This is a genomic window from Cupriavidus malaysiensis (assembly GCF_001854325.1).
In the GTDB taxonomy this organism is placed as follows: domain Bacteria; phylum Pseudomonadota; class Gammaproteobacteria; order Burkholderiales; family Burkholderiaceae; genus Cupriavidus; species Cupriavidus malaysiensis.
This window is the reverse complement of sequence record NZ_CP017754.1, coordinates 2,497,848-2,510,356: the sequence shown is the minus strand read 5'-3', so window position 1 is coordinate 2,510,356 and position 12,509 is coordinate 2,497,848. Positions and strand designations below refer to the sequence as shown.

Here is a 12,509-nt window from a genome sequence, read left to right as displayed (position 1 = left end):
CAGCGTGGCGAGCCGACGGCACGCCAGGGGCAGGCCGCAGCAGGTGGCCCGGCGCAATGGACCTGTCGTGGAGTGGCGGGTCTCCGGGTCTCGAGACGATGGTGTTTCATTGCACTACGCGAGCCCGCGAGCCTGGCGGCGCGGCCATTGTCCTTTGCCCCATTCGCGGCCCGCGGGCGGAAGATGCTGTTGCGCCCGCGGCTTGCGCTGGAAGCCTTCGTCAGTTCGATATGCCTGTCGACATTCGAGCAAGGGGCAACGCGCCAGCGGAAGTGAGCGGGGAATGAGCGAAGCCCACTGTTGATCTACATCATCCTCAAAACTTGGCGGGGGACTACTGTTGAAATCGGGGTTTGTTGAGTTAACTTCGAGCCGGATCGCTTACCTGACCAGTCTCCCTGGAGCACGCCATGACCGACCAACTTGCCGTTTGGCATGCCGATCACATCCATTTCTCCACGCTGCTCGATCTGCTGGAAGAGCAGGTGATCGCCTTTCACCGGGGAGCGCAGCCGAACTATGGTTTGATGGGCGAGATCCTCTATTACATGCGGAACTTTGGCGATCGTGTCCACCATCCGCGCGAGGATGTCGCGTACGCCCTGCTCGTCGAGCGGGATCCCGGCATGCAGATCGTGGTCAGCCGGCTTCTGCAAGAGCATCGCGTGATTGCCACGGTGGGCGAGGAATTCCTGAGCCGTCTCAATGAAGCGGAGCGGGATATGATCACGTCGCGCGCGGCCCTGGAAGCGGCTGTGGCCATGTATCTCGTGTACTACCGCAATCATCTTTCCACCGAGGAAAGGCACGTCATGCCGCGCGCGGCGCAACTGCTGACCGAGCAGGACTGGGCGGAAGTCGCGGCTACCGTTCCAGGCAGCCCCGATCCTCTTTTTGGGGAGGGTGTGCAGGAGCGCTTCACGGCATTGCGCAAGCAGATCGAGCGTGATGCGAGAGCGCCCATTCAGGAAGTGCACTAGGGCCTTGATCGCGTGAAAAGAAGCCTGGCATCAATTGAAAGGCCCGATGAACGCCTCTGAATCATAGGAGCCGGGAGAATGATCCTGGCGGAGTGCATTGCTCCTTCAGGTCGACTCTTCAGATATTGAGGCGGTACTCGACCGGATTCAGCTTCCTGCTCTTTGAAACGTCACGCAGGAGCCGATGCTGCCGATGCCGATAGGCAATGATGTGCTGTCAGCCTTTCCTGGCGGATCCGTCGCTTCGGCGACGGGGTACGGCGGCAGCGAGCAGGCCGAACTCGGTGTCGTTCAGGCCGAAGGCTGCTTCAGGGGGGGGCGATGACGCCGGACATCATCCAGACCATGAAGCAGACGGTGAAGGCCAGCGTGCAGACGACGAGAACGCGCCAGGCTTGCCGGGCGTCCTGTCTCGGACGGAAGTGGAAACCATGTCCTCACAGTGCTTGTTGGCGTCGGATACATCCAGCCGGCGCCGTTCTCACCCCGGATCGGAGCCCCGGCGTTCAAGTGTCAAAAGCGACGCTTTTCATTTTTCGGCTTGCAAGTCAGTCATCGAGGGACTAGTATTCGCTCCCTCGCTCGCAGCGCACCGCGTGACGGGGAGGGAATGGCAGGATTGGCGCGGCTCGAATGAGTGCGGCGTCCGAATAAAGAAATTCTCGAAATCGCTTGATTGATCTCGAAAAATTCTTTATAGTCTCGTTCCTTCGCTGCAGACATAACGCAGCGGCAACGCAAACCGGCAAAGCCGGATGCGGCCCGAGAGGGTGGTTCTTTAACAAACAAACACCGATAAGTGTGGGTGCTTGATAATGAATGCGGAAGACCCCGGTCTTCTAGCTTGCAAATTATCAGTGCTCGCACAGTAAACATGTTTGGTTTCGTCTTCGGACGGAGCCAGTCAGTTTTCTGAGAGTGAGCGACCGCTCGAAAGAGCGAGGTTTGCGCAGGCAACTGCGCGGAACCACACAGAGATTGAACTGAAGAGTTTGATCCTGGCTCAGATTGAACGCTGGCGGCATGCCTTACACATGCAAGTCGAACGGCAGCGCGGACTTCGGTCTGGCGGCGAGTGGCGAACGGGTGAGTAATACATCGGAACGTGCCCTGTTGTGGGGGATAACTAGTCGAAAGATTAGCTAATACCGCATACGACCTGAGGGTGAAAGCGGGGGACCGTAAGGCCTCGCGCAATAGGAGCGGCCGATGTCTGATTAGCTAGTTGGTGAGGTAAAGGCTCACCAAGGCGACGATCAGTAGCTGGTCTGAGAGGACGATCAGCCACACTGGGACTGAGACACGGCCCAGACTCCTACGGGAGGCAGCAGTGGGGAATTTTGGACAATGGGGGCAACCCTGATCCAGCAATGCCGCGTGTGTGAAGAAGGCCTTCGGGTTGTAAAGCACTTTTGTCCGGAAAGAAATCCTTTGGGCTAATACCCCGGAGGGATGACGGTACCGGAAGAATAAGCACCGGCTAACTACGTGCCAGCAGCCGCGGTAATACGTAGGGTGCGAGCGTTAATCGGAATTACTGGGCGTAAAGCGTGCGCAGGCGGTTTTGTAAGACAGGCGTGAAATCCCCGGGCTCAACCTGGGAATGGCGCTTGTGACTGCAAGGCTAGAGTGCGTCAGAGGGGGGTAGAATTCCACGTGTAGCAGTGAAATGCGTAGAGATGTGGAGGAATACCGATGGCGAAGGCAGCCCCCTGGGACGTGACTGACGCTCATGCACGAAAGCGTGGGGAGCAAACAGGATTAGATACCCTGGTAGTCCACGCCCTAAACGATGTCAACTAGTTGTTGGGGATTCATTTCTTCAGTAACGAAGCTAACGCGTGAAGTTGACCGCCTGGGGAGTACGGTCGCAAGATTAAAACTCAAAGGAATTGACGGGGACCCGCACAAGCGGTGGATGATGTGGATTAATTCGATGCAACGCGAAAAACCTTACCTACCCTTGACATGCCACTAACGAAGCAGAGATGCATCAGGTGCCCGAAAGGGAAAGTGGACACAGGTGCTGCATGGCTGTCGTCAGCTCGTGTCGTGAGATGTTGGGTTAAGTCCCGCAACGAGCGCAACCCTTGTCTCTAGTTGCTACGAAAGGGCACTCTAGAGAGACTGCCGGTGACAAACCGGAGGAAGGTGGGGATGACGTCAAGTCCTCATGGCCCTTATGGGTAGGGCTTCACACGTCATACAATGGTGCGTACAGAGGGTTGCCAACCCGCGAGGGGGAGCTAATCCCAGAAAACGCATCGTAGTCCGGATCGTAGTCTGCAACTCGACTACGTGAAGCTGGAATCGCTAGTAATCGCGGATCAGCATGCCGCGGTGAATACGTTCCCGGGTCTTGTACACACCGCCCGTCACACCATGGGAGTGGGTTTTGCCAGAAGTAGTTAGCCTAACCGCAAGGAGGGCAATTACCACGGCAGGGTTCATGACTGGGGTGAAGTCGTAACAAGGTAGCCGTACCGGAAGGTGCGGCTGGATCACCTCCTTTCCAGAGCGTGCATTCCGAGTCGAGCACTCACACTTATCGGTTGTTTGTTGTTGCGGCCAGGATATGGCCAAATGCAAGTGCTTGATATCGAGCGCTTGCATTTGGCATTGCCAAGCGAAGAAATTCGGCTGTTCTTTAACAATATGGGATGTAGTAAAGGTGTCGTGAAGCCTTGATGAGAGGCTGAAGTAACCAACACGATACCGGGTTGTGATTGTATCAACCAAAGTATTTAAGTGATCGAAAGATGACTTGGAATACGGCACAAATGCGAGAACTCAACCTGTAATGAAGCGTTTCAGGCGCGAGCTTGAGACACACTCGTTATAGGGTCAAGCGAACAAGTGCATGTGGTGGATGCCTTGGCGATCACAGGCGATGAAGGACGCGGTAGCCTGCGAAAAGCTTCGGGGAGCTGGCAAACGAGCTTTGATCCGGAGATGTCCGAATGGGGAAACCCGGCCCGTATGGGTCATCCCTTGCTGAATACATAGGCAAGGGAAGCGAACGCGGCGAACTGAAACATCTAAGTAGCTGCAGGAACAGAAATCAACCGAGATTCCCAGAGTAGTGGCGAACGAAATGGGAAGAGCCTTGTACTCTTTAGCAGCATTGTTAGCAGAACGGGATGGAAAGCCCGGCCATAGCAGGTGATAGCCCTGTATGCGAAAACAGCGTTGTGGAACTAGGTGTACGACAAGTAGGGCGGGACACGTGAAATCCTGTCTGAAGATGGGGGGACCATCCTCCAAGGCTAAATACTCGTGATCGACCGATAGTGAACCAGTACCGTGAGGGAAAGGCGAAAAGAACCCCGGGAGGGGAGTGAAATAGATCCTGAAACCGCATGCATACAAACAGTCGGAGCCTGGAAACGGGTGACGGCGTACCTTTTGTATAATGGGTCAGCGACTTACATTCAGTGGCAAGCTTAACCGATTAGGGCAGGCGTAGCGAAAGCGAGTCCGAACAGGGCGTTCAGTCGCTGGGTGTAGACCCGAAACCAGATGATCTATCCATGGCCAGGTTGAAGGTGCGGTAACACGTACTGGAGGACCGAACCCACTAGTGTTGAAAAACTAGGGGATGAGCTGTGGATAGGGGTGAAAGGCTAAACAAATCTGGAAATAGCTGGTTCTCTCCGAAAACTATTTAGGTAGTGCCTCGTGTCTCACCTTCGGGGGTAGAGCACTGTCATGGTTGGGGGGTCTATTGCTGATTACCCCGCCATAGCAAACTCCGAATACCGAAGAGTGCAATCACGGGAGACAGACATCGGGTGCTAACGTCCGGTGTCAAGAGGGAAACAACCCAGACCGCCAGCTAAGGTCCCAAAGATTGGCTAAGTGGGAAACGAAGTGGGAAGGCTAAAACAGTCAGGAGGTTGGCTTAGAAGCAGCCACCCTTTAAAGAAAGCGTAATAGCTCACTGATCGAGTCGTCCTGCGCGGAAGATGTAACGGGGCTAAGCCAGTCACCGAAGCTGCGGACGCGCGCAAGCGCGTGGTAGGAGAGCGTTCTGTAAGCCTGTGAAGGTGTCTTGTAAAGGATGCTGGAGGTATCAGAAGTGCGAATGCTGACATGAGTAGCGATAAAGGGGGTGAAAGGCCCCCTCGCCGTAAGCCCAAGGTTTCCTACGCAACGTTCATCGGCGTAGGGTGAGTCGGCCCCTAAGGCGAGGCAGAGATGCGTAGCTGATGGGAAGCAGGTTAATATTCCTGCACCGTCGTATGATGCGATGGGGGGACGGATCGCGGAAGGTTGTCCGGGTGTTGGAAGTCCCGGTCCCTGCAGTGGAGAAGGCGCTTAGGCAAATCCGGGCGCGGGATTCAAGGCTGTGGGGCGAGCGACCATGTGTCGCGAAGCAATCGGAAGTGGTTCCAAGAAAAGCCTCTAAGCTTCAGTCATACGAGACCGTACCGCAAACCGACACAGGTGGGCGAGATGAGTATTCTAAGGCGCTTGAGAGAACTCGGGAGAAGGAACTCGGCAAATTGGTACCGTAACTTCGGGATAAGGTACGCCCTGGTAGCTTGACTGGCCTGCGCCAGAAGGGTGAAGGGGTTGCAATAAACTGGTGGCTGCGACTGTTTAATAAAAACACAGCACTCTGCAAACACGAAAGTGGACGTATAGGGTGTGACGCCTGCCCGGTGCCGGAAGATTAAATGATGGGGTGCAAGCTCTTGATTGAAGTCCCGGTAAACGGCGGCCGTAACTATAACGGTCCTAAGGTAGCGAAATTCCTTGTCGGGTAAGTTCCGACCTGCACGAATGGCGTAACGATGGCCACACTGTCTCCTCCCGAGACTCAGCGAAGTTGAAGTGTTTGTGATGATGCAATCTCCCCGCGGCTAGACGGAAAGACCCCATGAACCTTTACTGTAGCTTTGCATTGGACTTTGAACCGATCTGTGTAGGATAGGTGGGAGGCTTTGAAACCGGGACGCTAGTTCCGGTGGAGCCGTCCTTGAAATACCACCCTGGTTTGTTTGAGGTTCTAACCTTGGCCCGTGAATCCGGGTCGGGGACAGTGCATGGTAGGCAGTTTGACTGGGGCGGTCTCCTCCCAAAGTGTAACGGAGGAGTTCGAAGGTACGCTTGGTACGGTCGGACATCGTACCTAAAGTGCAATGGCAAAAGCGTGCTTAACTGCGAGACCGACAAGTCGAGCAGGTGCGAAAGCAGGACATAGTGATCCGGTGGTTCTGTATGGAAGGGCCATCGCTCAACGGATAAAAGGTACTCTGGGGATAACAGGCTGATACCGCCCAAGAGTTCATATCGACGGCGGTGTTTGGCACCTCGATGTCGGCTCATCTCATCCTGGGGCTGTAGCCGGTCCCAAGGGTATGGCTGTTCGCCATTTAAAGAGGTACGTGAGCTGGGTTTAAAACGTCGTGAGACAGTTTGGTCCCTATCTGCCGTGGGCGTTGGAATCTTGACGGGGGCTGCTCCTAGTACGAGAGGACCGGAGTGGACGTACCGCTGGTGTACCTGTTGTCTCGCCAGAGGCATCGCAGGGTAGCTATGTACGGAAGAGATAACCGCTGAAAGCATCTAAGCGGGAAACTCGCCTGAAGATGAGGATTCCCTGGAGGCTTGACCTCCTTGAAGGGTCGTTCGAGACCAGGACGTTGATAGGCTGGGTGTGGAAGCGCAGTAATGCGTTAAGCTAACCAGTACTAATTGCCCGTAAGGCTTGATCCTATAACCAGTGTGTTTCACTGGTTGACGTATCGCGTGTGCCCAGGACGGTGCCGATACCTCACAACCAAGACTACATCCCTATTCGCTGCGACGGCTCAACCCCGGCGCAGCAACCCCTTATGCCTGGTGACCATAGCGAGTCGGAACCACCCCTTCCCATCCCGAACAGGACCGTGAAACGACTTTGCGCCGATGATAGTGCGGACTACCCGTGTGAAAGTAGGTCATCGCCAGGCTCTCCCTCCCGCAAAACCCCTCGACAGCAAACGCTGCGAGGGGTTTTGTCTTTGCAGCGGCCGGAATGCTCCATGCCGCCCATCCCCGTGCGCGACGGCGCGCCTCGAACGGGCGAGGGCGGCTAAGATACGGGCTCCCGGTGCCCGGTCGGGCCCGTTTCCTACGTTCCGCAGTGCAGACTCATGTCCGATTCACACGCCCCCAGCATCCCCTACGCCCTGGAGAATCCCTATCTCGAGTCCCTGGCAGTCGCGATTGTCGACTGGCAGCCTGACCTCGTCCGCCTGTCCTTCACCCCGCAGGCGAGCCATCTCAACAATACCGGCGTGGTGCAGGGCGGCATCCTGGCCACGCTGCTCGATGCGGCCGCCGGCTATGCCGGCCTGTTCCCGGAGAACGGACAGCGGCGCGCGGCGACCACGATCTCGCTGAACGTCAACTACGTCGCCTCGGCCCGGCTCGAGCCCATGCAGGTGGTGGGACGGCGCGTGGGCGGCGGGCGGCGGGTCTTCTTCTCCAATGCGGAACTGACGGACGGGCAGGGCACGCTGATCGCCACCGCCCAGGCTTCCTTCCGCCGCAAGGATCCGGTGACGGCCGCTTGATCCTGGCGCGTGTTCCGGTGCGGCCGCACCGGCGCATGTCATCGCTTCGTCCGCAATGGTGAAACAATCCGTCCGGATGGTATGATCGCGCGCTATGACCGAAGCCCACCGCAGAAAGAAGCAGCCGGACGTGCTGCGCCCGCAGTTGCTGCAGTCGGCCGCGCAACTGGCCCTGGAAGCCGGCCTGCGCGCCGTCACCCTGGATGCCGTCGCCTCCCGCGCCGGTGTCAGCAAGGGTGGCTTGCAGCACCATTTCCCCAGCAAGCAGGCCCTGTTGGACGCGCTCTTCGACGAGGCCGTCGACACCTTCAGCCAGGATGTGGCCACCGCCAGCGAGGCCGATGCCGAGCCCGCCGGCCGAGCCGCTCGGGCCTATATCCACGCCACCCTGCATGACGCGGCGCAGGCCGCCACGGCCAGCTATCTGCACCTGCTGCTGGCGCTGATGCTGACCGACGCCGACACCCGCGAGCGCTGGCTGCCGCGCATCGCCGAGATCACGCGCCCCGATCCCTTGCCGGACGCCCAGGCGGCGCAGCTGATGATCTGCCGGCTGGCGGCAGACGGGCTGTGGCTGTCGGACCTGCTCGGCAACCAGTCGATGCCGCCATCGCTGCGCGCCGAAGTGCTGCGCCAGCTCGACGGGATGACGCGGGGAGGGCAGCAATGAGCGCGACCCTGGAACTGGCGCGTGAGCCGGTGCGCGGGCCGGCGAGCGCAGGCCATGGCGGCGAGGCGCGCGCCGAAGCCCGCCTGGACGCGGCCATCGACGCCGGGCGCGAAGCCCTGCTGGGCCATCAGCAAGACGACGGACACTGGTGTTTCGAACTGGAATCCGATGCCACCATCACGGCCGAGTACATCCTGATGATGCACTTCGCCGATGAAATCGACACCGACCTGCAGGCACGCATGGCGGTCTACCTGCGCGCCATCCAGCGCCGTGACCGCCACGGCGGCTGGGACCAGTACCACGATGGCGCGCTCGACATTTCGTGCAGCGTCAAGGCCTATTTCGCCTTGAAGGCGGCCGGCGATGCCGCCGACGCGCCGCACATGGTGCAGGCGCGCGAGGCGATCCTCGCCGCCGGCGGGGCGGCGCGCGCCAACGTCTTCACGCGCATCCTGCTGGCCACCTTCGAGCAGGTGCCCTGGCGCGCCACTCCCTTCGTGCCGGTCGAGCTGATCCTGTTCCCCCGCTGGATGCCCGTGCACCTCGACAAGATGGCCTACTGGGCGCGCTCGACCCTGGTGCCGCTGACGGTGCTGTGCTCCATGCGGGCCAAGGCCGCCAATCCGCACCGTGTCAGCATCCGCGAGCTGTTCGTCACGCCGCCGGAGGAGGAGCGCCGCTATTTTTCGACCCAGGGGCTGGTGCGCAAGGCTTTCCTCGTGGTCGACCGGCTGGCCCGCTGCATCGAGCCGATGATCCCCGCCGGGCTGCGGCGGCGCGCCATCGAGCGCGCGCAGGCCTGGTGCGTCGAGCGCATGAACGGCGAGGACGGCCTCGGCGGCATTTTCCCGCCCATGGTGTACTGGTACGAGATGATGGTGCTGCTCGGCATCCCGAAGTCGGACCCGCGGCGCGCCACCTGCCTGGCGGCCATCCGCAAGCTGGTGGTGCACCGCCCCGACGGCATGGCCTATTGCCAGCCTTGCCTGTCGCCGGTATGGGATACCGCGTGGAGCATCATGGCCCTGCAGCACGCCGGCGGCGGCGAGCGTACCCGCGATGCCATCCAGCGCGCCTACGACTGGCTGGCGCAACGGCAGGTGCAGGACCTGCGCGGCGACTGGGCCGACCACGTCCCGGCCACGGTGCAGCCGGGCGGCTGGGCCTTCCAGTACGCCAACCCGTACTACCCGGACATCGACGACAGCGCGGTGGTCGCCGCCATGCTGGCGGTGCACGGCCGGCGCCTGGGCCAGCCCGAGCGCTATGCGCAACAGGTCGAGCGCGCGGTGGAGTGGATGGTCGGCCTGCAGTCGCGCAACGGTGGCTTCGGCGCCTTCGACGCCAACTGCGACCGGGAGTACCTGAACCGCATTCCCTTCGCCGACCACGGTGCCTTGCTGGACCCGCCCACCGAGGACGTGTCCGGCCGCGTGCTGCTGGCCCTCGGCCTGAGCGGGGAGCGCGCCCGCCATGCCGACGCGGTGGCGCGCTGCGTCGACTACCTGCGCCGGACCCAGCGCGCCGACGGATCCTGGTGGGGCCGCTGGGGCACCAACTACCTGTATGGCACCTGGAGCGTGCTGGCGGGCCTGGCCCTGGTTGGCGAGGACGTGCGCCAGCCCTATATCCGCAAGGCCGTGGACTGGCTGTTGCGCGTGCAGAACGCCGACGGCGGCTGGGGCGAGACCAACGACACCTACTTCGCCCCGCATCTGGCGGGGACCAACGGCGGCGAGAGCACGCCTAATTGCACGGCCTGGGCGCTGCTGGCCCTGTTCGCCGTGGGCGAGGCGCATGCGCCGGCCGCGCGGCGCGGCATCGATTACCTGCTCGGCTGCCAGCAGAAGGGCGGGCTGTGGTGGCACCCCTCGCACAACGCGCCGGGCTTCCCGCGCATCTACTACCTGAAGTACCACGGCTACACCGCCTACTTCCCGCTGTGGGCGCTGACGCGCTACCGGCAACTGGTGAAGCCTGCGCTGCCGCGCGCGGCGCACTGAGGCGCGCTGAGGCGACTTAGGGGGGCGGTACGGACTTGTCAGGGCCTGTACCGTCGGCGCAACGGTGTGGCGCCGGCGCCGCGCCGAAGCGGCTGGCTGCGGCAGAATAGGCGGGTACCGGCAGGGCCCGCCACCAGGGTTCGCCGGCGTGTCGTCGCCATTCCCCACCCTGGAGCCGCCGCCCACCATGCCTGCCTGCCCCCGCATCGCCCCAGCCACTTCCCGCCGCGCGCCGGCCCTCGCCGCGCTCGCCATGCTTGCCGTGCTCGTGCCCGCGGCGCAGGCGCAGAACATCCCGCTGGCGCCGGTCTCGCCGGCCGTGGAGAAGACCTACACCACCCTGAGCGCGGCGCCGCTGCTCAAGCAGGTGCTGGCGGACGTCAAGGCGGACGACGCGCGCACGTTGCGCGAATTGACCACCCTGACCGAGATCCCGGCGCCACCGTTCAAGGAGCACGCGCGTGCCGAGTATTTCCTGTCGCGCCTGAAGGCACTCGGGCTGGCCGATGCCCGCATCGACGCCGAAGGCAATGTGATCGGGGTGCGCAAGGGCGTCGGCAACGGCCCCAGGCTGCTGATCTCGGCCCATCTCGACACGGTCTTTCCCGCCGGCACGGACGTCACCGTCAAGCCGCGCGACGGCAGGCTCTATGCGCCCGGCATCTCGGATGACACGCGCGGCCTGGCCGTGCTGCTGTCCTGGCTCAAGGTGCTCAACGACAACCATGTCCGCACGGTGGGAGACCTGGTCTTCGTCGGCAACGTCGGCGAAGAAGAGCTGGGCAACCTGCGCGGCATGAAAGCGGTCTTCCGCGACTACCGCGACCTGGATGGCATGGTCGGTCTCGAGCCGGGCGAGGGCGGCCGCGTGCTGACGCTGGGCACCGGCAGCCACCGCTACGAGGTCACCTTCCGCGGCCCGGGCGGGCACAGCTTCGGTGCCTTCGGCCTGCCCAGCGCCATCCACGCGATGGGCCGCGCCATCGCCCGCATCGATGACGTGCGGCCGCCCGAGGATCCCAAGACCACCTTCACGGTCGGCACGGTCGGCGGCGGCACCTCGGTCAACGCCATCGCCGGCGACGCCCAGATGCGCATCGATATCCGCTCGAACGGCATGAACGCGCTGCTCGAGACCGAGAAGCAGATCATGGCCGCCATCGCGGCCGGCGTGGCCGACGAGAACCAGCGCTGGCAACCCGGCAAGGCCTCGGACCGGATCACCGTCCAGACGCGCCTGATCGGCGACCGCCCGGCCGGGCACACGCCCGCGGACGCCGTCATCGTGCAGGCGGCGGTGCGTGCCATCCAGGGCAGCGGAAAGTTCGAGCCGACCCTGCGCGGCGGCAGCACCGATGCCAACGTGCCGATGTCGCTCGGCATCCCTGCCATCATCCTCGGTAGCGGCGGCAAGAGCGGTGGCGCGCATTCGCGCGACGAGTGGTTCGACCCGGCCCGGGCCTGGGAAGGCGCGCAGGTCGCCCTGACCACCGTGTTGTCCCTGGTCGGCGTGGAAGGGGTGAGCGAACCGCTGCTGGCCCGTCGGGCGGCGCGCTGAACGTTTGGGGCGATGCCTGCGGGCACGCCCCTCCGCTGCAGCATCGCTGCATTGTCTTGCTCTTGCGCCTGGCCGGTTGAAGCGGTGCAAATGACAACAAAGGAAAATTCAATACGGGGGGCGGTGGCGCCGTAGCAGAATGGCGCACGGATGTGCCAGGCAGCCCTTGGGGCCGCCGGCGCTTCCGCACGGCCGGGCCTGGTGCGGCCGGCTGCCCGCCAATCCGCCAGGGCTGGCATCAGGGTGGATGGCGCCATCACGGAAAAGCCAAGAGGAGATCGACATGATCCTGCGACAACTGCCCATTGCCGGCCTGGTACTGGCCGCGGCATTGGCCTGTGCCAATGCGGGCGCGCAACAGCCGGCCGCACCCGCGGCGCCCGCGCCTGGTGCCGGCGCTCCACCGCCGCCCCAGCAACCGATGACGGCAAAGGAAGCCAAGGCAAAGTTCGCCGAACGTTTCAAGGCTGCCGATGCCAATCACGACGGCAAGCTGACGCGGGAAGAGGCCCAGGCCGGCATGCCGGATGTCTACGAGCATTTCGACCAGATCGACCGCAAGAAGCGTGGCTACGTCACCCGGCGCCAGATCGGCCAGTGGTGGGCGCTGCAAACCAAGGAGCAGGCCAAGCGGAAGGATCCTGGCAGCCTGAACTGAGGCTGTCGCCGGGGAGGGCGCGCCTGCGCGGAGCGCGGCGCCTTCCCGCGCCGGCGGCGCCCGTTGATGCCGCC

General features: G+C 62.1%; 6 protein-coding genes and 3 rRNA genes. All 9 read left to right on the top strand.

Annotation, left to right across the window (positions count from 1 at the left end; all coding sequences use genetic code 11):
- Positions 1-410: 410 nt before the first annotated feature.
- The 9 genes from BKK80_RS11070 (at position 411) to BKK80_RS11030 (ending at position 12,435) form a co-directional block, all read left to right on the top strand.
- A complete protein-coding gene (locus BKK80_RS11070) occupies positions 411-980 on the top strand; it encodes a hemerythrin domain-containing protein (protein WP_071069421.1) in 570 nt (189 codons plus the stop codon).
- A gap of 980 nt (positions 981-1,960) precedes the next feature.
- Positions 1,961-3,492 (top strand): 16S ribosomal RNA (locus BKK80_RS11065).
- Positions 3,493-3,822: 330 nt separating this feature from the next.
- Positions 3,823-6,701: ribosomal RNA gene (locus BKK80_RS11060) — 23S ribosomal RNA — on the top strand.
- 122 nt (positions 6,702-6,823) lie between these two features.
- Positions 6,824-6,937, top strand: a 5S ribosomal RNA gene (rrf, locus tag BKK80_RS11055).
- The 16S, 23S and 5S rRNA genes sit together here, the layout of an rRNA operon.
- A gap of 183 nt (positions 6,938-7,120) precedes the next feature.
- Complete coding sequence (locus BKK80_RS11050) at positions 7,121-7,543, top strand: PaaI family thioesterase (RefSeq protein ID WP_071069419.1); 423 nt, start codon at positions 7,121-7,123, stop codon at positions 7,541-7,543.
- A gap of 94 nt (positions 7,544-7,637) precedes the next feature.
- The gene (locus tag BKK80_RS11045) at positions 7,638-8,213 is read left to right on the top strand and encodes a TetR/AcrR family transcriptional regulator (RefSeq protein WP_071012753.1); all 576 of its coding nucleotides are present in this window, start codon (positions 7,638-7,640) and stop codon (positions 8,211-8,213) included.
- The gene (shc, locus tag BKK80_RS11040) at positions 8,210-10,219 is read left to right on the top strand and encodes a squalene--hopene cyclase (RefSeq protein ID WP_084545553.1); all 2,010 of its coding nucleotides are present in this window, start codon (positions 8,210-8,212) and stop codon (positions 10,217-10,219) included. Before BKK80_RS11045 ends, shc begins: the two co-directional genes overlap by 4 nt.
- Positions 10,220-10,406: 187 nt before the next feature.
- Positions 10,407-11,777: a M20/M25/M40 family metallo-hydrolase gene (locus BKK80_RS11035; protein ID WP_071069417.1), complete on the top strand. Its 1,371-nt coding sequence runs from the start codon at positions 10,407-10,409 to the stop codon at positions 11,775-11,777.
- 283 nt (positions 11,778-12,060) lie between these two features.
- The gene (locus BKK80_RS11030; RefSeq protein ID WP_071012749.1) at positions 12,061-12,435 is read left to right on the top strand and encodes an EF-hand domain-containing protein; all 375 of its coding nucleotides are present in this window, start codon (positions 12,061-12,063) and stop codon (positions 12,433-12,435) included.
- Positions 12,436-12,509: the final 74 nt, after the last annotated feature.

Coding starts and splice junctions, on each gene's coding strand:
- BKK80_RS11045 (WP_071012753.1), top strand. CDS start 7,638: ATGACCGAAGCCCACCGCAGAAAGAAGCAGCCGGACGTGCTGCGCCCG.
- shc (WP_084545553.1), top strand. CDS start 8,210: ATGAGCGCGACCCTGGAACTGGCGCGTGAGCCGGTGCGCGGGCCGGCG.
- BKK80_RS11030 (WP_071012749.1), top strand. CDS start 12,061: ATGATCCTGCGACAACTGCCCATTGCCGGCCTGGTACTGGCCGCGGCA.
- BKK80_RS11070 (WP_071069421.1), top strand. CDS start 411: ATGACCGACCAACTTGCCGTTTGGCATGCCGATCACATCCATTTCTCC.
- BKK80_RS11050 (WP_071069419.1), top strand. CDS start 7,121: ATGTCCGATTCACACGCCCCCAGCATCCCCTACGCCCTGGAGAATCCC.
- BKK80_RS11035 (WP_071069417.1), top strand. CDS start 10,407: ATGCCTGCCTGCCCCCGCATCGCCCCAGCCACTTCCCGCCGCGCGCCG.